The sequence below is a fragment of the Acinetobacter sp. CIP 64.2 genome (genome assembly GCF_000369645.1).
In the GTDB taxonomy this organism is placed as follows: Bacteria; Pseudomonadota; Gammaproteobacteria; order Pseudomonadales; family Moraxellaceae; genus Acinetobacter.
The window spans coordinates 1,103,571-1,126,336 of the sequence record NZ_KB850121.1 but is presented as its reverse complement, the minus strand read 5'-3'; the positions used below and the strand labels follow the sequence as shown (position 1 = coordinate 1,126,336).

Annotated in this window: 22 protein-coding genes and 1 pseudogene; 9 read left to right on the top strand and 14 right to left on the bottom strand. The window is 44.0% G+C overall.

Annotated features, from left to right (window positions below):
- The first annotated feature begins 41 nt into the window (after positions 1-41).
- Complete coding sequence (locus F895_RS11135; RefSeq protein WP_005240652.1) at positions 42-608, top strand: phosphorylase family protein; 567 nt, start codon at positions 42-44, stop codon at positions 606-608.
- Between the two features lie 50 nt (positions 609-658).
- On the opposite strand, the gene F895_RS11140 is transcribed toward F895_RS11135, so the two are convergent.
- From F895_RS11140 to ubiG, 11 genes and pseudogenes are all read right to left on the bottom strand, one after another.
- On the bottom strand, positions 659-1,270 hold the full coding sequence (locus tag F895_RS11140) for a TetR/AcrR family transcriptional regulator (RefSeq protein ID WP_004773426.1): 612 nt from the start codon (positions 1,268-1,270) through the stop codon (positions 659-661).
- A 211-nt stretch (positions 1,271-1,481) separates the two neighbouring features.
- A pseudogene (locus tag F895_RS0118870) lies at positions 1,482-2,282 on the bottom strand (ABC transporter ATP-binding protein).
- A gap of 12 nt (positions 2,283-2,294) precedes the next feature.
- A complete protein-coding gene (gene ssuC / locus F895_RS11145; RefSeq protein ID WP_005240648.1) occupies positions 2,295-3,098 on the bottom strand; it encodes an aliphatic sulfonate ABC transporter permease SsuC in 804 nt (267 codons plus the stop codon).
- Positions 3,095-4,270: an FMNH2-dependent alkanesulfonate monooxygenase gene (gene ssuD, locus F895_RS11150; protein WP_005240646.1), complete on the bottom strand. Its 1,176-nt coding sequence runs from the start codon at positions 4,268-4,270 to the stop codon at positions 3,095-3,097. The genes ssuC and ssuD overlap by 4 nt, the downstream gene beginning before the upstream one ends.
- A 21-nt stretch (positions 4,271-4,291) precedes the next feature.
- Positions 4,292-5,197, bottom strand: a complete 906-nt coding sequence (locus F895_RS11155; RefSeq protein ID WP_416202038.1) for a sulfonate ABC transporter substrate-binding protein — start codon at positions 5,195-5,197, stop codon at positions 4,292-4,294.
- Positions 5,198-5,291: 94 nt separating this feature from the next.
- Complete coding sequence (locus F895_RS11160; protein WP_005240642.1) at positions 5,292-6,281, bottom strand: sulfonate ABC transporter substrate-binding protein; 990 nt, start codon at positions 6,279-6,281, stop codon at positions 5,292-5,294.
- Between the two features lie 314 nt (positions 6,282-6,595).
- On the bottom strand, positions 6,596-7,951 hold the full coding sequence (argA, locus tag F895_RS11165; RefSeq protein ID WP_005240639.1) for an amino-acid N-acetyltransferase: 1,356 nt from the start codon (positions 7,949-7,951) through the stop codon (positions 6,596-6,598).
- 111 nt (positions 7,952-8,062) lie between these two features.
- The gene (locus F895_RS11170; RefSeq protein ID WP_005240638.1) at positions 8,063-8,446 is read right to left on the bottom strand and encodes an RcnB family protein; all 384 of its coding nucleotides are present in this window, start codon (positions 8,444-8,446) and stop codon (positions 8,063-8,065) included.
- Between the two features lie 182 nt (positions 8,447-8,628).
- Complete coding sequence (locus F895_RS11175) at positions 8,629-9,375, bottom strand: YciK family oxidoreductase (RefSeq protein WP_005240635.1); 747 nt, start codon at positions 9,373-9,375, stop codon at positions 8,629-8,631.
- Positions 9,376-9,406: 31 nt separating this feature from the next.
- Entirely contained in the window at positions 9,407-10,111 is a 705-nt protein-coding gene (locus F895_RS11180; RefSeq protein WP_005240633.1) for an HAD family hydrolase, read from the bottom strand.
- Entirely contained in the window at positions 10,108-10,824 is a 717-nt protein-coding gene (gene ubiG, locus F895_RS11185) for a bifunctional 2-polyprenyl-6-hydroxyphenol methylase/3-demethylubiquinol 3-O-methyltransferase UbiG (protein WP_005240631.1), read from the bottom strand. The genes F895_RS11180 and ubiG overlap by 4 nt, the downstream gene beginning before the upstream one ends.
- A 420-nt stretch (positions 10,825-11,244) precedes the next feature.
- On the opposite strand from ubiG, the gene F895_RS11190 reads away from it, so the two are divergent.
- A complete protein-coding gene (locus F895_RS11190; RefSeq protein ID WP_005240629.1) occupies positions 11,245-11,865 on the top strand; it encodes a thiol:disulfide interchange protein DsbA/DsbL in 621 nt (206 codons plus the stop codon).
- A 51-nt stretch (positions 11,866-11,916) separates the two neighbouring features.
- Here F895_RS11190 and F895_RS11195 read toward each other — a convergent pair whose 3' ends face one another.
- Together F895_RS11195 and F895_RS11200 are read right to left on the bottom strand one after the other, a co-directional pair.
- On the bottom strand, positions 11,917-12,552 hold the full coding sequence (locus F895_RS11195) for a TetR/AcrR family transcriptional regulator (RefSeq protein WP_004801761.1): 636 nt from the start codon (positions 12,550-12,552) through the stop codon (positions 11,917-11,919).
- Positions 12,553-12,659: 107 nt separating this feature from the next.
- Positions 12,660-13,310, bottom strand: a complete 651-nt coding sequence (locus F895_RS11200; protein WP_005240627.1) for a TetR family transcriptional regulator — start codon at positions 13,308-13,310, stop codon at positions 12,660-12,662.
- A gap of 314 nt (positions 13,311-13,624) precedes the next feature.
- Between F895_RS11200 and F895_RS11205 the strand changes: the two genes are divergently transcribed.
- From F895_RS11205 to F895_RS11225, 5 genes are all read left to right on the top strand, one after another.
- Positions 13,625-14,650 carry a flavin reductase family protein gene (locus F895_RS11205; RefSeq protein WP_005240625.1) on the top strand — a complete coding sequence of 342 codons (1,026 nt, stop codon included), beginning with the start codon at positions 13,625-13,627 and terminating at the stop codon, positions 14,648-14,650.
- A 33-nt stretch (positions 14,651-14,683) separates the two neighbouring features.
- Positions 14,684-15,826: a fatty acid desaturase family protein gene (locus F895_RS11210; RefSeq protein WP_171057850.1), complete on the top strand. Its 1,143-nt coding sequence runs from the start codon at positions 14,684-14,686 to the stop codon at positions 15,824-15,826.
- A 97-nt stretch (positions 15,827-15,923) separates the two neighbouring features.
- Positions 15,924-16,640, top strand: coding sequence for a ribonuclease PH (gene rph, locus F895_RS11215; RefSeq protein WP_005240621.1), 717 nt, complete (start codon positions 15,924-15,926; stop codon positions 16,638-16,640).
- Positions 16,641-16,947: 307 nt separating this feature from the next.
- Complete coding sequence (locus tag F895_RS11220) at positions 16,948-19,128, top strand: phosphocholine-specific phospholipase C (RefSeq protein ID WP_005240619.1); 2,181 nt, start codon at positions 16,948-16,950, stop codon at positions 19,126-19,128.
- Between the two features lie 240 nt (positions 19,129-19,368).
- Entirely contained in the window at positions 19,369-19,554 is a 186-nt protein-coding gene (locus F895_RS11225) for an ABZJ_00068 family colistin stress protein (RefSeq protein ID WP_005240618.1), read from the top strand.
- On the opposite strand, the gene nadC is transcribed toward F895_RS11225, so the two are convergent.
- On the bottom strand, positions 19,551-20,396 hold the full coding sequence (gene nadC / locus F895_RS11230) for a carboxylating nicotinate-nucleotide diphosphorylase (protein ID WP_005240616.1): 846 nt from the start codon (positions 20,394-20,396) through the stop codon (positions 19,551-19,553). The two genes, F895_RS11225 and nadC, sit on opposite strands and share 4 nt — an antisense overlap.
- A 145-nt stretch (positions 20,397-20,541) precedes the next feature.
- Between nadC and ampD the strand changes: the two genes are divergently transcribed.
- Positions 20,542-21,135 (top strand): 1,6-anhydro-N-acetylmuramyl-L-alanine amidase AmpD, encoded by a 594-nt coding sequence (gene ampD / locus F895_RS11235; RefSeq protein ID WP_005240614.1) that lies wholly within the window; start codon positions 20,542-20,544, stop codon positions 21,133-21,135.
- A 62-nt stretch (positions 21,136-21,197) separates the two neighbouring features.
- Positions 21,198-22,748 (top strand): murein biosynthesis integral membrane protein MurJ, encoded by a 1,551-nt coding sequence (murJ, locus tag F895_RS11240; protein ID WP_171057849.1) that lies wholly within the window; start codon positions 21,198-21,200, stop codon positions 22,746-22,748.
- Positions 22,749-22,766 lie beyond the last annotated feature (18 nt).

Below are 22,766 nucleotides of genomic sequence, written 5' to 3'. Positions count from 1 at the left end.
TTCAGGCTATGTTTGTTTATTCTGATTGAAAAGAGTCCTTTATGAATGCTGATGTTGCTCTGATTATGGCTTTGCCGAATGAGTCTAAAGGGTTGTTTGAACAAGCTGGTATTGACGTTCATTACAGTGGCATCGGCAAAATTAATGCAGCATTTAAAGCCTTTGAGGTGATTCAAAAGACAGGCTGTAAAACGCTGATCAATCTAGGCAGTGCAGGTAGTTCACATTTCGACGCGCACAGTCTGGTTGAGGTGGTCACTTTTGTACAGCGCGATATGGATGTGTCTCCACTCGGTTTCGCAGTTGGAGTGACCCCCATGGATGATGAGATTCCAGCAGAGATTCATGTACAGCCACATTTTGAGCTTTTACCCAAAGGGATCTGTGGCACAGGCGATTCGTTTGAAACAGGCGTACCGAAAGTGAGCTGTAATTTGGTGGATATGGAGGCCTACGCTTTAGCCAAAGTCTGTCAAAAGCTAGGAGTGCGTTTAATCTCGGTCAAATATATTACAGATGGTGCCAATGATACGACTCATTTAGATTGGGAAGAAAACCTGTTACTTGGGGCACAAAAATTACTGGCGCTGTATCAGGCACATTTTTAAATCAAGAAGCCCATCAAATCGATGGGCTTCTTGGACAATATTTTGAGTGTTTAGCGTGGCAATACGCCGTATAACATCACATGTACAGTATGTTCGATTGTACGTTGGAACATACTACGGTTACGTAAGGTTTTCCCTGTCACCATTTCAATCTGGGTTGAGAAATCCGCATAATTCTGTGTAATGGCCCAGATATTCAGAATTAAAAGTTCTGGATCAATATCTGCTGATAATTTGCCTTGTTCTTGCCAGGTTTGAATGACTTTGGCTTTACGTTTAAACAGCTTTTTCAGAGGGCCTTTTAAGATCGGTAAAATATGTGGTGCGCCTTGAATGATCTCAAGTGCAAATAAACGTGAGGCTTTGGGTTGGTCACGTGAGCTTTCGATTTTTTGAATTAAATAATGCGTTAGTGCTTCTGTTGGTTCAAGCTCTGACTCTAGGGTTTGCAAGGGTGCAAGCCATTTTTGTAAGACCGTGGTGAGCACTTCAACATACAGTGACTCTTTATTTTCATAGTAGTAGAAAATATTAGATTTGTGCATATTTGCCAGTTGCGCAATCTCATCCAGACTGGCACCACTGAACCCATAGACGGAAAAAACATCGAGGGCAGCATTCAGCAGTTGATTGCGCTTTTGTGTACTTTTTTTCTGTTCCATCTGCGAGCTTAATTCAAAAAATGTCTTTGACATTGTAAGATAAATTGTTGGATTTGTGCACAGTAACATAATTTTTTTATCGAAAAAGCTATGCTTCTTAGACCAATGGTGACGATGTATTTGATAATTATTGAAATCTAAAACAGCGAATACATATTTTGTAAATAATTCATCAATTGTTCATAAAGCTAAACGGACTTGTTTGCGGGTTTTAGGTGGCTAAAACCGCATCAAGTACTTGTTGCTCAAGTTGTGCAAAGGCAATGCTCTTTTTGCGAGGGCGGGGTAGATTGACCTGAAAGCTATGCGCAATATGCCCCTGATCTAACAGAATAATTCGATCAGCAAGTTGTACCGCTTCACTGACATCATGGGTGACCAGAATCGCAGTAAAACCTTGTTCTCTTCATAAACGTTCAATCAAATTTTGCATCTCTAAGCGAGTCAGCGCATCTAAGGCACCCAGAGGTTCGTCTAAGAGTAAAATACGTGGGGCATGGGATAAGGCACGTGCCAGTGCAGCACGTTGCCGTTGTCCGCCAGAAAGCTGTGCTGGCCAGTGATTAGCTTTGTCTTTTAAACCTACTTTTTCCAATAGCGTTGCGGCAAGCTGCTGCTGATCTTTCGGCAAGCCCAGTTGTACATTGTGTAAAACACTTTTCCAAGGCAGAAGGCGAGGGTCTTGAAACATGACACGGATATCTGCATTGGTAATCCCTTCGCGGAAATGACGGGCAGACTGGAATTTGATTTCGCCATAACTGGCTTTTTCCAGTTGGGCAATCAAGCGCAACAGCGTACTTTTACCACAACCGCTACGTCCAACGATTGCCAAAAACTCACCTGCTTGAATATTCAGGTCTAAGTCTTCAAGTACCTTAACGTCGCCATAAAATTTATACAGTTGCTCAATCAGAATATCTGCGCCATTGGCGGGTGTCGTTGTGCTTTCTGGCTCAGCAATCGGCTGAATGAGATTGTTGTCATAAAAATTTAAATTGAGGTTACTCATCGTGATCTCCTTTTATTTTTGGTAGCCTGCATGCCAGCGTAATAAATAACGCTCTAAAGCCTGGGCCAAAACATCGGCTAATTTACCCAGCAGGGCATAGAGTAAAATCCCAACCAAGACAATGTCGGTTTGTAAAAACTCGCGAGCATTCATGGTCATATAACCAATGCCAGACTGCGCGGAAATGGTTTCAGCAACAATCAGAAGTACCCAGACCAGACCGAGTGCAAAGCGGAGTCCAACTAGAATGGACGGCATCGCTCCTGGTAAAATAATGTCTTTGTACAGTTGCCAGCGATTCAGTCCATAGCTTTTGCCCATTTCGATCAATTGTGGGTCAACCGAGCGAATCCCATGATAGGTATTGATATAAATTGGAAAGAACACCCCAACAGCGACCAAAAACAGTTTGGCCGTTTCATCAATCCCAAACCATAAAATCACCAGTGGAATCAGCGCCAGTGCAGGGATGTTACGAATCATTTGCAGGGTGGTGTCCAATAAAGTTGAAGCCAAACGCGATGAACCATTGAGCAGTCCTAAAACCAGACCGAGCCCGCCACCAATCAATAAACCGAGCAAGGCACGCCCTGCACTGACTTTGACATGCTGCCAAAGTTCACCGCTCAGTAACAAATGCCAAAAGGCACTCACCACAGCGGTTGGGGCAGGTAAAACGCGACTTTGTAAAAGACCGGAACTTGAGGCTGCTTGCCAGACGAGAAGGAGCAAAATCGGGAATAGCCAAGGCAGCAGAACTTTGCTTATATTTTGTGTTCCACGTGAAACATCATTCAAAAAAGGTTTTGCACTCATGCGTCCTCCTTGATCAAGGTTTTTGTTTCCTTGGTCTCAGGGACATAGTTATTGGCAATGATTTCTCCGAATGGGCCTGTGAGATGAGGCTGCGCCAGTTTTTCACGAGTTTTAAGAGGCAGTAATGGGAACACCAGTTCGGCAAAACGGATGGATTCTTCCAAGTGTGGGTAGCCTGAGAAAATAAAGGTATCTATGCCTAAATCAGCATATTCCTGAATTCTTGCAGCAACAGTTTCAGGATCACCGACCAAGGCTGTTCCTGCGCCACCACGAACTAGACCAATGCCTGCCCATAAGTTTGGAGAAACTTCCAGCTGGTCTTTACGTCCGCCGTGCAGTGCGGCCATACGTTGCTGACCAACCGAATCCATTTGCGCAAATTTTTTCTGAGCGGCAGCAATCGTTGCGTCATCTAGATATTGAATCAGTTCATCCGCTGCAGCCCAAGCCTGTTCATTGGTCTCACGTACAATCACATGTAAGCGAATCCCATAATTCAGGATACGGCCCTTGGCTGCTGCTTTGGCACGTAAATGTTCAATTTTCTGTTTGACTGCAGCAGGAGGCTCGCCCCACGTCAAGTAGGTATCGACCTGTTCAGCCGCCAGCTCAGTTGCTGCTTCTGAAGATCCCCCAAACCAGAGGGGGGGATAAGGCTGTTGCACGGGTGGATAAAGTAATTTGGCATCATCGACGCTTAGGCGCTCACCATGAAAAGTAAAAGCCTCCCCTGTGTGTGAACGGGTGAGAATTTCACGCCAGATTTTGACATATTCGGAGGCGGTCTGATAACGGGTGCTGTGATCTTCGTACAGGCCATCGCCTTTAAGTTCCTGCTCATCCCCACCAGTCACCAGATTCAATAAAATACGACCATTCGACAGGCGATCAAAGGTGGCGGCCATACGTGCTGCAAGTGCTGGTGTGGTGATACCGGGACGCAGTGCAACCAGAAATTTAAGCTGTTTGGTGGCATCAATCAGGCTGGCAGCGGTGATCCAAGGGTCTTCACAAGAGCGTCCTGTTGGAATGAGTACCCCTGCATATCCCAGATTGTCTACGGCAACGGCAATCTGTTTCATATAAGCATGATCGACCTGACGAGCACCCTTGCTGGTGCCTAAATAACGACTGTCACCATGAGTGGGAATAAACCAGAAAATATTCATATGCTTACCTATATGTTGAAATTATTTGGCTTGCCAAACAGCTTGTTTGATGCTGATGCTATTCGGGATAATGCCTTGCTGGGTAAAAATGTCGGCGAGCTGCTGTTGCTCCGCAATCACTTTGGCATTGAGTGGTGCGGCAGCAGAAGACCGTGGGCGGCGCTGCACAAATAAATTGCTAACCGTCGGTTTCAGGCCAGTAGCTTTCCCGATCAGTTCGGCTGTTTCGCTTTGATGTTGTTGTACCCAACGATCTGCTTGGTTAATTTGTTTTAAGAGAGCTGCAACGGCTTGAGGTGATTGCTGCACAAAATTTGGTGCAGCCAGATAAAACGTATAATTTGGACTGAGATTTTGTCCTGTTGCCAAGACTTTGGCCTGATCTTCTAACTGGGTCGATGCATAATAAGGATCCCAAATGGCCCAAGCATCGACAGCCCCTTTTTGAAAAGCGGCACGTGCATCGGCCGGGGTTAACCAGATCGGCTGAATATCACTCCACTTCAATCCTGCCTTACGTACGGCTTGTACCAATAAGAAATGTGCGCTGGAACCTTTTTGTAGAGCGATACGTTTACCTTTAAGCTCACTCAGTTGCTTCAAGTTTGAGTTCTTTGGAATTAAAATAGCGGAAGCCAAAGGTTTTGCCGTTTCATAAGCGATATAATAAAGCGGTTTTCCTGCCGCCTGCGCATAAACTGGAGGTGCATCTCCAGTCACACCGACATCGATTGAACCGACTGCGAGCGCTTCTAAAATCTGTGGACCTGCGGGGAATTCATTCCAGCTGACCTTGGCATTTGGGAATTCTTGTTCCAATAGTTTTTGTTGTTTGGCGATTGCAAAGTTAATCGAGCTTTTTTGAAAACCAATGCGCAGTTGCTTGACCGTTGGATCAACCGCCCAAACCGGAGTAGAAAGCAGCATACTCAGGCTCGTCAAGGCGATGAGGCATTTGAATCGGTGGGCTTGTTGTTGCATTGCAATCTCCTTGAACTCGTATCTACTGATGAAAGGTCAATTATTTTTTGGGGGTCAATAAGGCATCTTGAATGACGAGCTGTTTTGGAATGAGTTGTTGAGCGTAGAAGGCATCAGCAACATACTGCTGTTCTTTTGCAACTTTTTCAGAAATGGGTAGAACGCCAAAACCCATGCGGGAAATGGATGTTTTTAAAATATCAAGCTCAAGTGCAGTGGGTTTTTCTAACAATTGTGCAGCTGCATCAGGATGGGTTTTGACCCAATCTGTAGTTTGGTTGAGCGTCGTGACCAAGGTGTTAAGAACTGCAGGATGACTTTCCGCAAATTGACGATCAGACAGATAGAATTGATGGTTACTGACCAAGTGCTCACCGTTGGCAATCTGACGTGCATGAATTTGCTGCTCCGCTGCGGCAAGGAATGGATCCCAAATTACCCAAGCATCCACTGCACCTTTTTCAAAAGCAGCACGTGCATCTGCGGGTGGCAGATAAACAGGCTGAACATCCTTTAAGGTCAGATTATTGGCTTCGAGTAATTTAAGTAACAGATAGTGAACATTTGACCCTTTATTCAACGCAACCCGTTTACCTTTCAGATCCTGGATTGATTGAATTGGAGAATCCTTTGGAACAATCAAAGCCTCAGCAGTTGCTGCTGCAGGCTGGTTGGCAATATAGACCAAGTTGCGGTTGGCTGCTTGAGCAAAGATTGGCGGGGCTTCCCCTGTTTCACCAAACACTACACTCCCGACATTGAGTCCTTCCAACAGTTGTGGTCCCGCTGGGAACTCCACCCATTTCACGGTTACACCTTGAGCAGCAAGGTTTTTTTCTAATTCACCTTTTGCTTTGAGAATCGGCAAGATGCCATACTTTTGAAAGCCGATATTTAATGTTGTGGTTTCTTGTTTTGTTGTTGCTTGCTGCTCTGGTTTTTTTGCACAACCTGTAACACCAATCACACTGGCAAGGCTTGCCGCAATGAGGGCTGATGTTGTCCATGAACGCTGGATGGAAATAGTCATGTTGGTTGTGCTCCCCGACAAATCAAAAAGATTTAAATAAGATGAGCAATTAAGCTAAAGCTTTTTTTATTGCATAAAAAATAAGTAATCAGGCTTTGCTTATGATGAAAAGTGCAAAATAGAAGATTGCATAATCTTATCAATAAATGGAATAAGTGTTAAAAAGTAAACAATATTAAATATTTGTTTTTTATTTATATTTTATGATTTTTCTGTTTAATAAATTTTTTCTTTATACAGACTTAAGCAGAGATAATGATGATGAAGAGAGATCTTTATCAAAAATAAACATATCTCTTCATCATGCTGGATATTTAGCCCAGTCTCTTTTTAAATACTAGCGAATTACGTTGATAGTTATATAGGGCCTGACGTGCATTCGGTAAATCATCCACACTGGCAGGGATAAAGCCTTGTTCTAAAAACCAGTGTGCGGTTCGCGTGGTGAGGACAAACAGCTGTTGAATTCCTTGTTGTTTGGCCTTGCTTTCCAAAAATTGCAGAATTTGGCTGCCGCGATTGGATTTTCGATAACTTGAATCGACTGCAACACAGGCGATTTCAGCAGAACGGATTTCACTGCTATCTGCTGGGATTGGATAAAGCGCTGCACAGGCCAAGATCATGCCATCTCGTTCAATGACAGCAAACTGTTCAATTTCACTTTCAAGGCGTTCGCGTGAGCGATAAACCAGAATGCCTTCTTGTTCCAGTGGTCGAAGGAGATGAATCAAGCCACCCACATCGTGAATATTGGCGATACGCACTTCTTCATAGTGTGCATCGGTAATTAATGTCCCAATACCATCACGGGTAAACAGCTCTTCAATCAAGGCACCGTCATAGGTGTAAGAGATTAAATGCACGCGATGCACACCAGATAAAGAAGCTTGTTGCGCTTGTTTGAGATGTAAAGCGAACTCGGGATATTGTTGCTGATTCTGCTGAATATAGGGCTCCAGCTGGCGTGGACTTAATTCACGCAACAATTGTTGTTGAGAGTTCATAAGCCCTTGTTTTTCACCAAGAAAAATCAACTTGTCTGCTTTTAAGGAGATGGCTGTTTTGGTGGCAACTTCTTCTGCCAGTAAGTTAAAGACTTCTCCCGTAGTTGAATAACCTGTTGGTCCCAACAAGACAATATTATGATTATCTAAATGGCGCTGAATGGCATCGGTATCAATTGAACGGACTTCTCCAGTGAGCTGGAAATCAATGCCATCCCGAATCCCGTACGGTTTTGCCGTGACAAAATTACCAGAGACCACATCAATGCGAGCGCCGTACATGGGAGAGTTGGCCAAACCCATCGATAACAATGCTTCAATCTCTAGGCGGATCGAACCGACTGCATTCATGACGGCACGCAGGGATTCACGTGTGGTGACACGACGATTGTGGTGAAATGGAGCTTCGATATGACAATCACGCAGATTTTGATTGATTTGTGGACGTGCGCCATAGACCAAGATCAGGCGGATGCCCAAAGAGTGCAGCAGGGCAATATCATGGATAATATGTTGAAAATTTTCGTGCTGAACCGCTTCACCGGCAAACATCAACACAAAGGTTTTATCACGATGTGCATTGATGTAAGGAGCGGAGTGGCGAAACCAATGCACATAATCTTGGGTTGTACTATGTGAAGTTTCAATCATTTGGTTCGCCATGGGGTTCTCAGATGTACATCAATTGCTTTGATTCTAACGAAAAAAACGAAAAGATAAATCTCTTCGTAAAGCGAGCATTCAACTTTCTTTCGTGACGGTGTTGAAAACGCTCTAAAAACCCATGATCCGAATAATACTGTTGTCATCTGAGTTGACTAAAATATAGTCGTTATTGATTTTATACCATTGTTCGTTGCGACCTGGCCGAGGTAGATTGTTGTCTTTATAGTCGACTTTATAGCCGTTACCACGGTAATGTTGCGGCATCACATAGCCTTCTTGCCAACGATGTTGTTTTAAGCGCTCAACACCACGTTCTTCACGCATACGACGCTCACGTTGACGATTTTCACCATCTGGGCGATCAAAGTTACGACCACCACCTTGCCAGCCGCCACGAGAATCATCGTCGCGATCATGTGGACCTGCGAAAGTCCCCAGACTACTGAACAGGGTTGTCGAACCTAATACCAAGATAATGAAAAATTTTTTCATGATGCACCTTATTGACTTCGGATGTCTCTCATGTGAACTACTGTACGTTAAAAATGCAGAGAAACTGTGAAGATCGATTCATTATTCCATTAAAACAATGAAGATTCTCCACATATTTCTCTTAAAAAAGCAGTTTTAGGCACCGTGTCCAATGTTATTTAGAATTATTCTAATGATGGAATTTAAGCTTGGGCATCAATACTTTGCCCATTCATCTCTAAACTATCATCACCCATGAGGTATAGATAGGCAGGCATAATGCTATCTGGCGTTGGAAGAACTTTTGGATCTTCTTGTGGATAGGCTTTGGCCCGCATTGCGGTACGGGTTCCTCCTGGATTGATGCAGTTAAAACGAATATTCGGATAAGTATTTTCTGCAGCAAAAATTTTACACATGGCTTCAGTGGCTACTTTAGAGACCGAATAAGCACCCCATAAAGCGCGTGCCTCACGACCAACACTTGAACTGGTAAAAACCACAGAAGCGTGCTCAGATTTTTCCAGTAAAGGCAACAAAGCCTGAGTCAGGGCAAAAGGGGCACGTAAATTCACAGCCAGGACATCATCCCAAACATCAACAGGGTAATGGGCCAGCTCAACCCGATCACCCAGCATGCCCGCATTATGCAAGATACCATCCAGACGACCGAATTGTTGCTCTAGGGTACTCACCAACAGCTCATAATCGTGGGTTGATGCAGTTGAAAGCTGTAAGGGTAAAATCGCAGGCTGCGGTGCACCTAAGCCTTCAATTTCATCATAGATCACTTCAAGTTTATTTAACGTACGGCCATGCAAGACCACCGTTGCGCCGTGCAAGGCATAGCTCATCGCTGCAGCCCGGCCAATCCCATCACCCGCACCTGTAATGAGAATAATACGATCTTTCAGTAAATCTGGACGAGGTTGATATTCTGAATAGTTCATTGTTATGCCTCCTGTTCTTATCTACAAAAATTTAAATTGAGCCCATCATACCCTGATTTTCTGACAACACCGTGATTTTCTGTTTAAGCAGTTGGTGCAGTTCAGCAGTGCTATGAATGATGGCATCCGCCTGCCAAGCAGCAAGATCATCACGTGATTCTACCGGTAAATAACCGTAGGCTGCCAAGATGGTATACATATCGGCATGGCGACCTGCATCAATATCTCGTGGATGATCACCGACATAGATAATGTCTTGAGCATCGATTTCGAGCTGTTTGGCAGCCAAATACATGGGTTCAGGATCGGGTTTGGTTTTGCTGACATCTTCTGGGCAGACCAAGACCGCACAGCGTTCAGTCAGATCCAGTTTGGCCAATAACGATTCACTTAAACCACGCGGTTTATTGGTCACAATGCCCCACGGAATCTGATGTGCTTCAAGTTCCTCAAGCAAAGGATACATCCCTGAAAACAGGTCGGTATCGACCACAATATTGTCACCATACACATCTAAAAAGCGTTGCCGATGTGCTAAAAATACCGGATCTGTGACCTCTAATTCAGGATAGACCAGTTTTACCATGGCACGTGCACCTTCCGACACCTGAGTGCGGATGGTATCGGCATCGACCATGGGACGTTGTTCATCCCGACACATTTGCTGGATGATACGAATAAAGTCCGCAGCGGTGTCGATCAGGGTGCCATCGAGGTCAAATAAAACCGCTTTCATTTGGCACCTGCATTGGTGGTATGCACCATGTAATTCACATCCACATTCGGTGCTAACCAGTAGTGTTTGGTAATCGGGTTATAATGTAAGCCCGTCATTTCTTTCAGGCTAAGCCCGGCATTGCGAATATCATGCGCCATTTCTGAAGGGCGGATGAATTTATGATAGTCATGCGTGCCTTTAGGCAATAAACGCAGCACATATTCCGCCCCAATAATCGCAAATAAATACGATTTAGGGTTACGGTTAATGGTCGAGAAGAACACATGACCGCCTGGCTTAACCAGCGTTTGGCAGGCTTTCACGATTGAGGCCGGATCAGGCACGTGTTCCATCATTTCCATACAGGTCACCACATCGTATTGACCTGCTTGCTCTTGCGCCAGTTGCTCAACCGGGATTTGACGATATTCAATGTTTTGCACATTGTCTTGTTGCGCATGCAAACGACCGACAGCAAGAGGGGCTTCACCCATATCGATACCGAGGACATCGGCACCACGACGCGCCATGCTTTCAGCCAAAATACCGCCACCGCAGCCGACATCGAGCACTTTCTTGCCCGCCAAGCCACCAACACGTTCATCGACCCAATTGAGACGTAAGGGATTGATTTGATGAAGTGGGCGGAATTCAGAATGTTGATCCCACCATTTGGCAGCCAATGCTTCAAATTTTGCGATTTCTTGCGGGTCAACATTCAATTGCGACATGGAAGTACCTCTATCAATATTTTATGGAGATGTGTTGTTGATCGAATCCTAGAATACTAAACTCTGCAGTGTCTTGCTGAGTTCTCATCCAGCTTCAGGATAGACCTTCGGTTCGACCTACTTTTCTTTCGGGAAAAGTAGGCAAAACCATTGTCATCTGCAAAACCTGTTCACTTCTTGCATTTATCCAATCTATTGCAAAAACAATATATTGTAGATAGCCCGCAGGTTGCAGATGACGTTGTCGAGTATCTAGTTTCAGAGAATGTTTTGAGTCTGAATTTAGCTTAGTGTAGCGATTCTGGCAAAAAAAGCGATAAATCCCATAAAAAACTTCACACAAGCAAAACGAATTGCTCGTGTTTGTTTTATATTTAGCATATAAACTTACGAAAAATGCTTAGAGGAAAAGCAAAGCCAATGAAAAAGTTAGTATTAGGTGGTTTAAGTGCAGTTGCGTTGGCATTCTCAATGAATGCGATGGCAGCAGATTTTGTGGCTGGTAAAGACTATACCGTGATTGCCAATCCAGGCAAAACCTCAGCACCTGCTGGACAACTCGAAGTGCGCGAGTTCTTCTGGTATGGCTGTCCGCACTGCTTCAAGCTTGAGCCACATATGCAAACATGGTTAAAGCAAATTCCAAAAGATGTTTATTTCCTCCGTACACCTGCGGCAATGAATAAGGTCTGGGAACAAGGGGCACGCGGTTACTATGTGTCTGAAGCACTGGGTGTGCGCAAGAAAACCCATATTCCGTTATTCCATGCGATTCATGACGGCGGTCAGCAGATTTTTGACCAAGCATCGCAAGCAAAATTCTTTGCACGTTATGGCGTACCTGAGCAGAAATTTAACAGCATGTTTAATTCCTTCCCAATCACGGCAAAAATTGCCGAATCAAATAAACTGGCGCAGCAATACCAGTTGACGGGCGTGCCAGCCGTGGTCGTGAATGGTAAATATGTAGTGCAGGGTGAAGATGGAAAAGTAACCCAGGTGGTTGATTATTTATTGGAAAAAGAGCGTCAAGCGAAATAATCTAGAGCTGTCTCCAACAAAAAAGGACTGCGATTGCAGTCCTTTTTTGATTTAGTTTTGATCGATCTGTAAGTCTTTTAAATCAATCTGAACTTTTTGTGTCGGTAGGGACAGGGCCTGATTGACATAGAGGTTGATTAACTTCTCACGTGAGCCGATTGAACGCTGGTAATAGCTTGAGTTCAGTAATAAGGCTGCACCATAGGTCAGTGACCAGATATAAGACAGGTAGTCACGAATCGACATATCGTAATTTTGTGATTTTAAATATTTTTCGGTCATGTCTTTTAATGACACAATGCGTTGCTGACGAATGGCGTAAAGTTCATCAAACAGATGCTTTAACTTCGACTCGGTCATGGTGAGGTGTTCTTCTAACTGATGTAGCAGAATGGTACGGCTCGGTGAGGTTAAATGATAAAGCATATAGCGTGGTGCATACTCTTTGACATCAGTGTTATATTTATCTGAAATCTTTAAAATTTCTTTTTCATTTTGAATAATGAGCTCCAGCAGCAATTCATTCTTGCTGCGGAAATGTTTGTATAAGGTTCCCTTGGCAATATCCAGCTCAGCCACCAGTTCATCTAGGGTCATTTCTTGGTTGTTTTCTAATAACAGCTTTTCCGCAACCTGCAAAATTTTTTCTTTACGAATTAAGAACTGAGTATGACGATCAGGATTCATGATGCTTATAAGCTCCTCATAATGTTCTACACTGCGTTTGCATTGGTGTCTAAGCCATCATAACGCTAAGCAATGTTTTTATATATCAAACTTTGGTTTGGATCGGGTCAGGCGTTTTGGGGTTCCCAATTTGAGATCCCACTGAATAATAAGCGGACTTGAGTCGCGGCATTGTCAATAAACAGGTTCTGTTGCTCAAGTAAATGATCAATCGTGAATTGTTTGGGTAGATTGATCCAGGTCATGGCCCATGTAAACGACATATTAATCAAAATGGTCGACAGTACCTGCAAGTCTTTGGCCTCTTTAATATGTTTAAAGGTTTCCAGTTTGCACAGATCAATAGCCAGATCTTCAATTAAAAACTCAATTTCACGGGCAATGGCAATACGTACCGTCTCTGAACCACCCCAGCGTTCTGCAATCATAAACTGCCATTGTTGCGGGCTATGATTAACGGCTTGTACAAACAATTCAATACTGGTTCGGGTTTTGGCAGAACCACTATGCTGTAAGTAGCTTTGTCCCAATTGATGAATCAAACTTTTTAAATGTAAAGAGACTTGGTCAACCAACTCTTGCCCAAGTGCGTCCATATCTTGGAAATGACGATAAAACGCCGTAGGCACCAAGCCCACTTCGCGAGCAACTTCGCGCAAACTAATGCTACTAAATGAGCGCCCAGCAGTGCTGAGGTGAAGTGCTGCATCCAGTAGAGCCTGCCGACTCTGTTGTTTTCGTTCATCTCTAATCGACATGAATAAGACTCATTGAAACCGTACAGCAGAGTCTAGCAAAAAAAACAGAAACTTTTTAGTCTTTGTCCATTGCAAAATGCCAATGTTTTTGATCTTTCACTGATCAGCACAGGTTGGGCTTTGAGCTTGATGCATGCGTCAATTTCTTTATTTTTTCCTTATTTTAAATGGCTTATCAAAAAGTATAAAAATTATCCAAAAAACTAGTGAACAAGTGTTGACTCAGTGAACACAAATAAATATAGTGTACATATGTTCACTATATGAACATTTGTTCACTCAATATAAATAGCCAGATACAAAACGAGGAACGTATGAACGCAGAGTTAAGTTATCAACCCCATTGGATTCGAGAAGATTTTGTTGATTTTATTTTACAAAAAATCAAACCAACCTTTGCTTGGAAACGTACGCTTGCAGAAGTCACTGCGGTACAGCCACTCAGTGCAGATATGGTGTTATTGACCTTAAAGCCCAATCATAATTTTGATGTTCGCCAAGTCCAAGCGGGGCAAAGCGTGTTGATTACGCTGATGATTCATGGGGTGTATCAGCAACGTAGTTATTCAATTATTGATGTGACGTCTCAAGGTGAAATCCGTTTGGGCATCAAAGTCCAAGGGGTGGTGTCTAAAGCAGCACAACAATTACGTGTTGGGGACAGCTTTGAGATTTCTCAGCCGCAAGGGAATTTCGTCTTACATCAAGGTCAGCAACCTGCATTACTGATTGCATCGGGTTCAGGCATTACCGCGATCTATTCTTTATTGCAACAAGCATTACAACAGCAACTCGAAGAAATTCATGTGTTGTACTTCAATCGCGCTGAAGTGTTTCATCAAGAGATTTTAGCTTTAGCTGAACAATATCCGCAGTTGCACTATCACTTCTTTAATACTGCTGAACAAAAACAACATTTAGATACTGCATTGTTAGAAAAGTTAGTTCCGAATTTTAAAGATCTAAAAGCGTATGCGTGTGGTCATCACAGTATGATGCGCCAAGCACAAGACATTTATGCACAGCAGGGTGCCGCGGAAAACTTCCATCAAGAATTTTTCCAACCTGTACAAATCGAGCATTCCAGTGAGGCTCAACCGATTAGTTTCCGTCGCGCACAGCAAAATTTTATTGCCACGACCAATCTGCTGAGTAGTGCAGAGCAAGCCGGTTTACGTCCACAACATGGTTGCCGCATGGGCGTATGTAACCGCTGTAGCTGTACCAAAGTCAGTGGCGTTACTCAGAACGTCATCACGGGTGAAATTGATGACCAACCAAATCGTCCGATCAAGTTATGTGTCAGCCAGGCCTTAAGCCCAGTCACCATTGATCTATAAAAACAAAGATATTTGAGGATGAACACCATGAATATGGCATTAGAATTTAAGACCGTATCAAAGTCAGCGCATTTAACCCCTGAACAGGTTGAGGCATTTGGTCGCCGTGTTGAGCAAATTCGCTTAGAGGTGATGCAGAATCTCGGCGAACAGGATTCAAAATATATCTATAAAGTCCGTAATTTTGTTCGTTATACCGAAATTGCGTCACGTGGCATGTTGATGTTCGGTGGCTGGATTCCACCGGTATGGTTGTTGGGAACCGCGATGCTCGGTGTTTCTAAAATCGTCGAGAATATGGAACTGGGCCATAATGTGATGCATGGTCAGTTTGACTGGCTGAATGACCCAAGCTTGCGTGGCGAAGACTACGATTGGGACAATACCTGTTCGGGTAATGACTGGCGTTACACGCATAATTACATGCACCATACCTATACCAATATTGTTGGTAAGGATCACGACGTGGGCTATGGCATTTTACGCGTGACTGAAGATCAAAAGTGGGAAGTGCGTCATTTGGCCAATATCCCATTGGCCTTGCAGTTAATGTTCTTTTTCCAATGGTATGTTGGTGTACAAAATCTGCATTTAGAAGATGCACTGGTGTATAAAACCAAAAGCTGGAAACAGGTCTGGGCGGATGCGGCCGAGTTCCGAAAAAAAGCCAGACGCCAAGTGTTGAAAGACTATGTGTTCTTCCCAGCGATTGCCACCATTAACTTTATTCCGGTATTAGCAGGCAATGCAGTGGCGAATATCATGCGCAACGTGTGGTCATCTGCGGTGATTTTTAATGGTCACTTTACTGAAGATGCTGAAACCTTTGAAGCGGATAACACTGAGAACGAAACCAAGGCGCAGTGGTACCTTCGCCAGATTCGGGGTTCAAGTAACTTCACGGGTGGCAAATGGATGCACTTTATGAGTGGTAACTTGAGTCATCAGATCGAGCATCATTTGTTCCCAGATATGCCAGCCAATCGTTATGAACAAGTCGCACCAAAAATCAGGGCTTTATGTGCTGAATATGGAGTGAACTACAACGAAGCGAACTTCATGAAACAGTTCTGGACGGTGTGGGTACGCTTAGCCAAATGTTCATTGCCAAATGATCTGTCAGCACAGTTGGGACAAGGCTGGAGCCAACTCAAAGCCAAGTTCAAGTTTGCTTAATTCGGTGAATTGTAACGAATAAGTAAAACTGAAAGCACGTGTAATTGAGCTATACTATGGCGCAATGATATTTGAGCCATAGTTTTAAGGAATTGTTATGCGTATTGACCAAAGAACATTAGACCAATTACGTGAGGTCAAGATTACCCGTAACTATACTCGTTACGCAGAAGGCTCGGTTTTGGTTGAGTTTGGTCATACCAAAGTATTGTGTACCGCGAGCATTGACAACTCAGTACCTCGTTTCCTCAAAGGTCAGGGTCAAGGTTGGGTCACTGCGGAATATGGCATGTTGCCGCGTTCTACTCATACCCGTAGCGATCGTGAAGCGGCGCGTGGAAAGCAAACGGGTCGTACTCAGGAAATTCAACGCCTGATTGGTCGTAGCTTGCGTGCCATGGTGGATTTGAAGAAATTGGGTGAGAACACGATTACCATCGACTGTGATGTGATCCAAGCCGATGGTGGTACGCGTACTGCAGCGATTACCGGTGCAGCCGTGGCTTTGGTTGATGCCATGAATGTATTGCTCAGCAATAAGAAAATTAAACAAGATCCATTAAAAAGCTTAGTCGCAGCAATTTCAGTCGGGATGTATCAAGACGAAGTACTACTCGATTTATGCTACGAAGAAGATTCAAATTGCCAAACTGATTTAAACGTGGTGATGACACAGGCGGGTGAATTTATTGAAATTCAAGGAACGGCAGAAGACAAACCGTTTACGCGCCAGCAGTGCAATGCCATGTTAGAGCTTGCAGAAAAAGGAATCGCGCAATTGATTCAAAAGCAACAGCAGGCACTCGGTTGGTAAATTCCAGTTGATAGTGCGGGCGGTCTGGTTTTTTAGACCGCCTTTTTTTTATCTGTTTTTTTGTCATCGAATTGCGATCAAATCATCATCGAACTGTCATTTAGATTGTATTGACTATCTGCACTGATATTTAACGGATAGTCAAATGCGAAATTTCTTTTTAGCGTTACTTGCTGGGAGCTGCTTGTTACTGAGTGCCTGTAACGATAGTGACGACAATAATAATTCAACGTCAAATCCGCAGCCGCCACAGCCCAGCTGCAAAATTCACTGTGCACCCTAACAATAAAAATAAGGAAATTTATAAATGAATCGTCGTGACTTTTTATTAAATTCAACCAAAGCCTTATTTGGTACAGCCGCGCTGACCAGTTTCCCAATGAGTATTCAAAAAGCGCTTGCGATTGATGCCAAGGTAGAAACTGGCACCATTAAAGATGTCAAACACGTGGTGATCTTGACTCAGGAAAACCGCTCTTTTGATAATTATTTTGGTACGTTGAAGGGAGTACGTGGTTTCGGTGATCGTTTCACTATTCCGCTGAGCCAAGGTCGAAAAGTGTGGGAACAATACGACGCCAAGCAGAATAAAGTTTATCCCTATCATTTGGACAGTAGCCGTGGCAACGCGCAACGGGTGAGCGGTACACCGCATTCATGGACTGATGGGCAATATGCCTGGGATCATGGGCGCATGGGTAACTGGGTACAATACAAGCAACCCCAATCGATGGGTTATTACAAACAGCAGGAAGTTGAATTCCAGTTTGCCTTGGCTAATGCTTTTACCCTATGTGATGCTTATCACTGTGCCATGCATACAGGTACCAATTCCAACCGTATGTTTATCTGGACAGGAACTAATGGTCCAACAGGAGCCAATGTGGCCAGTGTAGTCAATGATCTCGATGAGATTGGTCCATCGACTACAGGCTATGACTGGACTACTTATCCCGAGCGTTTGCAGCAAGCTGGCGTGAGCTGGAAAGTTTATCAGAACATGCCCGACAACTTTACGGATAATCCATTGGCAGGGTTTAAACAATATCGTCGTGCCAATGAGTTATCTGGCAAGCCCGTGAATAACAGCACCATTTGCCCAGCCTATGACCCAGCGATTGATGCCAGCCAACCGCTGTATAAAGGCATTGCCAATACCATGCCCGATGGCGGTTTTCTCGGAACATTTAAAGAAGACATTGCCAAGGACCAATTACCACAAGTGAGCTGGTTGGTGGCACCTGCGACCTATAGTGAACATCCTGGTCCATCGAGCCCTGTACAAGGGGCATGGTATATCCAAGAAGTCCTGAATGCCCTCACTGCACGCCCAGAACTTTGGAGCCAAACGGTTTTCTTAATCAACTTTGATGAAAATGATGGTTTCTTTGACCATGTGCCTTCACCAAGTGCACCGTCAATGGATACAGCAGGCACGGTCTATGGCAAGTCGACGCTGAGCAAAGAACAAATGTCCTATGAATATGCAACGCATGCCAAAGCCTCTACGGGACAACCGAACTTTACTGATCCTAAAGTCAGTAATGGTGTCGGGGTCTATGGACCAGGGATTCGTGTGCCGATGTATATCATTTCACCGTGGAGCCGCGGTGGCTGGGTGAATTCACAAGTCTTTGATCATTCCTCGGTGATTCGTTTTCTGGAGCAATGTTTTGGGGTGCAAGAGCCGAATATTAGCCCATACCGTCGTGCTGTATGCGGAGATTTAACCTCGGCATTTAATTTTAAAACACCTAATTTACTGCCTGTACCAGACTTATCTGGTAAAAAGAGTCAGGCTGAAGCAGATGCGATTCGTAAAGCGCAGGAGCGTTTAGCACAGGTCAGCCGTCCTTTAACTCAGACTTATCCCGTACAAGAGATGGGGATTCGCCCATCGCGTGCATTGCCTTATGTCTTACACACCAGTGCCAAAGTCGATGCCACAGCGAAAACCGTCAAACTGATGTTCTCGAATACAGGCACACATGCTGCAGTTTTCCATGTCTATGATAAGTTGAATCTAGATGCTGTACCACGCCGCTATATGGTGGAGGCAGGCAAGCAACTGGATGATGTTTGGCAGAGTAAAGACAATCAATATGATTTGTGGGTATTGGGGCCAAATGGGTTTCATCGCAGTTTTGCGGGTAAGCTGACGCAGGCAGTACAGATTCAGGCGCTGCCAGAAATTCGTGTCTGTATGGAAGCGTGTGATCCGAAGCTGTTGTTAAAGGTCCGTAATGATGCGGCCCAAACCGCTAAACTGGTCATTAAAGCCAATGCTTACTTACCGAAGAAGATCTGGCAAATTGAAACGGCTGCAACTGAAAAAGAACTAAGTTGGGATATGTCTGAATTTGGTGGCTGGTATGATTTTACTGTCACGATTGAAAATGATCCAAGTTATAGCCGCCGTTTTGCGGGTCGTATGGAGACCAATGAGGACTCTATTTCTGATCCATATATGGGATTTACGGATTCATAAAAGCAGTTCAATCCAGTTGAACCAAGAGCAGCCCAAGAAGGTTTGGGCTGCTTCGTGCTGAATGAATAGACCTGTTTCTTGATGTGGCTTTACATACATTTAACCAATGCCGACAAAACCCTATTATCTTCAACAAGAGATCACGGTGCGGTTGCATGCTGTTACACAGTCCTCAGATTTGGCTCATTTTACTTTGATAGATTAGGCAAAAATTGAAACGAAGATCATAAAGGGATAATGATGCTACAAATTTTTCTGGTTTTACTTACGGCAGTTACATTTGTTTTAATGGCTGCGGATCCACGACCAGCTAATTCGACCGAGGCCAAATCAGCGTGGGGTGAGCGAGTAGCAACAACGCAATCGATTCAAACAGAGACTGTTGCTCAGCAACAGCCTGTAAAGCAAGAACAAGATCAGGCTTAAGCGTTAAAACGCATTGATAAATCAACTGCACGTACGTCTTTCGTCAATACCCCCATAGAGATGTAATCGACTCCAGTGGTCGCAACTTCACGTAAATTGTCGATGGTGATATTGCCTGAGGCTTCCAGTTTGCAACGACCTGCTACATGCTTGACTGCATCAATCATTTGCTGCTGGCTGAAATTATCCAGCATGACAATATCCGCACCTGCTTCAAGCGCTTGATTCAGTTCATCCCAAGTTTCGACTTCTACTTCGACTGGCTTGCCCGGCGCAATGTCATGCGCTTTGCGAATCGCTTGCGCAATACCGCCTGCGGCCATGATGTGATTTTCTTTAATTAAGAAGGCATCAAACAAACCTAAACGATGATTTTGACCGCCGCCGATCGCAACTGCATATTTCTGAGCAATACGGAGACCCGGCAAGGTTTTACGTGTATCCAGTAGTTTGGTATGTAAACCATCAAGCTGTTTGACATAGCTTGCTGTTTTCGTTGCAACAGCGGACAGGGTTTGAATGAAATTTAATGCTGGGCGTTCTACCGTGAGCAAACTGCGTGCTGAACCAGCCAGTTTTAAAAAGGCTTCATTGGCGGCAACAACATCACCTTCCTGTTTTAACCAAATCACCTCAACTGAGCTGTCATAAGTCTGAATTAAGGCATTGACCCAAGGCTGGCCTGCCAGCACCATCTCTTCACGGCTAATAATAGTCGCAGTGGCTTGTTCATCAACTGGTGTAAGCATGGCGGTAATATCGCCGTCCCCAATATCTTCTTGTAATGCTTGTTGAATATTGATTTGAATAGAGTGTTCAAGCAAAGATTGAGCGATACTCATACCAGTTCCAGTGTATGTTTGACTAAAAAACGTGTGCGTTATATTAGCACTCCCATCGTAAAAAATAAGCATTTCATCTCGATTATTCTAGATAAAGCATGGCAGAATGGCTGCTGTAAAGATTAAATTGCTGATTCGAGTCCTCATGCAACACGCTAGATTTGCTCAAGTACAAGACGGTGTATTGGTCGGCGCAACACAGATTGCATCGCCCAATTTTAATGCACGTCCTGCCGATACCGAGATTCAACTGATTGTCATCCACAATATCAGTTTGCCACCCTCACAGTTCGGTGGTGGTTATATTCAGCAATTCTTTCAGAATCAACTGGATTGGTCTGTGCATCCTTATTTTCAAACGATTGAAGGAATGAAAGTGTCTACTCATCTGCTAATTTTGCGGACAGGGGAGGTGATTCAGTTTGTAAATTTTAATGATCGTTCTTGGCATGCAGGGCGTTCTAGTTATCTTGCTCAGAAAGAATGTAATGATTATTCGATTGGAATTGAGCTAGAAGGCAGTGATGATTTACCTTTCGAGCCTGAACAATATCAAGCTTTAGTTGAAGTGGTCAGCACGTTGCAACAGGCTTATCCAAAGATTCAACAGCATCTTGCAGGCCATTCGGACATTGCGCCAAATCGTAAAACCGATCCAGGTGAACATTTTGATTGGCAATTATTCCGAAACTTGTTGGTTAAACAAAAGTTATCTAAAAAAATCTCATCGGATTTATGATTTGATAACAAAATTTATTTGGACTTTCATTACAATAACGCTTTTTAAAAGATAAGCCGTAGGTGAATGCGATGGCATTGTGGCGATCGACTGTAATTGTCAGTGCAATGACGATGTTATCTCGAGTGTTGGGTTTAGTACGTGATGTGGTGCTGCTCAATGTATTTGGTGCCGGTAAGGACTTCGATACTTTTGTCGTTGCCTTTCGTATTCCCAATTTTTTCAGGCGCTTATTTGCCGAGGGGGCTTTCTCTCAGGCTTTCATTCCTGTTTTAACGGAATACAAAACCAGTCGAGCGCACGCCGAAGTCCAGATTTTAATTAGTCGGGTATTTGGTTGTTTGCTGACGGCAATGTCATTGCTGACCTTTGTGGCGATGGTGGCTGCACCCGCAATTATTTATATTTATGCGCCAGGTTTCCATAACGATCCAGAGAAGTTTGAGCTTGCTGTGGATATGTTCCGCCTGACCATTCCCTACTTAATGTTTATGTCATTGACGGCTTTTGCCAGCAGTATCCTAAACAGTTATGGCTCATTTGCATCACCTGCATTTTCACCAGTGTTGCTGAATGTCGCGATGATTGCAGGGGCGTGGTGGCTGACGCCGTATATGGCGGAACCGATTATGGCCTTAGGTTGGGCTGTTGTGGTTGCAGGCGTTTTACAGTTGGCGATCCAGATTCCTGAATTATGGAAGAAGAATTTACTGATTCCGCCTAAAGTGGACTTCAAGCATGAAGGCGTGGATCGCATTTTAAAATTAATGCTTCCTGCTTTGTTTGGTGTTTCGGTCACGCAGATTAATTTATTACTGAACACCATTTGGGCTTCATTCATGCAGGATGGCTCGGTGTCCTGGTTATACAGTGCGGAACGTATGACTGAACTGCCACTCGGTTTGATTGGTGTGGCAATTGGTACTGTGATTTTACCTTCGCTGTCTGCGCGTCATGCGGAACAAGATCAAGCTAAATTTAGAAATATGATTGATTGGGCTGCCAAGATTATTTTGTTGGTGGGGATTCCATCGAGTATTGCGCTGTTTATGCTCTCGACACCAATTATTCAGGCCTTGTTCCAACGAGGTGAGTTCACTTTAGAAGATACCCGAATGACAGCATTGGCCTTGCAATGTATGAGTGCGGGGGTGATCTCGTTTATGTTAATCAAAGTATTTGCACCAGGTTTTTACGCACAGCAAGATACCAAAACACCCGTTCGTGTCGGTTTAATGGCGGTCGCAGCCAATGCTATTTTAAACGTGATTTTTATTGGCTTCTTTAAATTGATTGATTGGCATGCAGAGCATATGGCCTTAGCGCTTGCTTCTTCAGGTTCTGCTTTGGTGAATGCAGGGATGCTGTATTTCTATTTACATAAACGCAATATTTATCGTTTTGGTGGGCACTGGAAGAAATTAGCATTTCAATATGCCGTGGCCAATATCACCATGATCGCTGCACTTTGGTATGGTTTAACGTGGTACCAAGGCGATATCTCGCAATGGTTACGTATCGCAGAGGTGGTCGGTTTGTGTGTGGTCGGCGTAATGGCTTATGTGATTGGATTGTTGGTGACCGGTTTCCGTCCTCGACATTTAAAAGCTTAAGGATATGACTGAAAAATT

Bases quoted from the DNA above. Each gene is read 5' to 3' on its own strand.
- rph (WP_005240621.1), top strand. From the start codon at position 15,924: ATGCGTATTGACCAAAGAACATTAGACCAATTACGTGAGGTCAAGATT.
- F895_RS11220 (WP_005240619.1), top strand. From the start codon at position 16,948: ATGAATCGTCGTGACTTTTTATTAAATTCAACCAAAGCCTTATTTGGT.
- F895_RS11205 (WP_005240625.1), top strand. From the start codon at position 13,625: ATGAACGCAGAGTTAAGTTATCAACCCCATTGGATTCGAGAAGATTTT.
- F895_RS11190 (WP_005240629.1), top strand. From the start codon at position 11,245: ATGAAAAAGTTAGTATTAGGTGGTTTAAGTGCAGTTGCGTTGGCATTC.
- F895_RS11170 (WP_005240638.1), bottom strand. From the start codon at position 8,446: ATGAAAAAATTTTTCATTATCTTGGTATTAGGTTCGACAACCCTGTTC.
- F895_RS11180 (WP_005240633.1), bottom strand. From the start codon at position 10,111: ATGAAAGCGGTTTTATTTGACCTCGATGGCACCCTGATCGACACCGCT.
- argA (WP_005240639.1), bottom strand. From the start codon at position 7,951: ATGGCGAACCAAATGATTGAAACTTCACATAGTACAACCCAAGATTAT.
- ubiG (WP_005240631.1), bottom strand. From the start codon at position 10,824: ATGTCGCAATTGAATGTTGACCCGCAAGAAATCGCAAAATTTGAAGCA.
- F895_RS11175 (WP_005240635.1), bottom strand. From the start codon at position 9,375: ATGAACTATTCAGAATATCAACCTCGTCCAGATTTACTGAAAGATCGT.
- F895_RS11210 (WP_171057850.1), top strand. From the start codon at position 14,684: ATGGCATTAGAATTTAAGACCGTATCAAAGTCAGCGCATTTAACCCCT.
- F895_RS11200 (WP_005240627.1), bottom strand. From the start codon at position 13,310: ATGTCGATTAGAGATGAACGAAAACAACAGAGTCGGCAGGCTCTACTG.
- nadC (WP_005240616.1), bottom strand. From the start codon at position 20,396: ATGAGTATCGCTCAATCTTTGCTTGAACACTCTATTCAAATCAATATT.
- F895_RS11155 (WP_416202038.1), bottom strand. From the start codon at position 5,197: ATGCTGCTTTCTACTCCGGTTTGGGCGGTTGATCCAACGGTCAAGCAA.
- F895_RS11135 (WP_005240652.1), top strand. From the start codon at position 42: ATGAATGCTGATGTTGCTCTGATTATGGCTTTGCCGAATGAGTCTAAA.
- F895_RS11160 (WP_005240642.1), bottom strand. From the start codon at position 6,281: ATGACTATTTCCATCCAGCGTTCATGGACAACATCAGCCCTCATTGCG.
- F895_RS11195 (WP_004801761.1), bottom strand. From the start codon at position 12,552: ATGAATCCTGATCGTCATACTCAGTTCTTAATTCGTAAAGAAAAAATT.
- F895_RS11225 (WP_005240618.1), top strand. From the start codon at position 19,369: ATGCTACAAATTTTTCTGGTTTTACTTACGGCAGTTACATTTGTTTTA.
- F895_RS11140 (WP_004773426.1), bottom strand. From the start codon at position 1,270: ATGGAACAGAAAAAAAGTACACAAAAGCGCAATCAACTGCTGAATGCT.
- ssuC (WP_005240648.1), bottom strand. From the start codon at position 3,098: ATGAGTGCAAAACCTTTTTTGAATGATGTTTCACGTGGAACACAAAAT.
- ssuD (WP_005240646.1), bottom strand. From the start codon at position 4,270: ATGAATATTTTCTGGTTTATTCCCACTCATGGTGACAGTCGTTATTTA.
- ampD (WP_005240614.1), top strand. From the start codon at position 20,542: ATGCAACACGCTAGATTTGCTCAAGTACAAGACGGTGTATTGGTCGGC.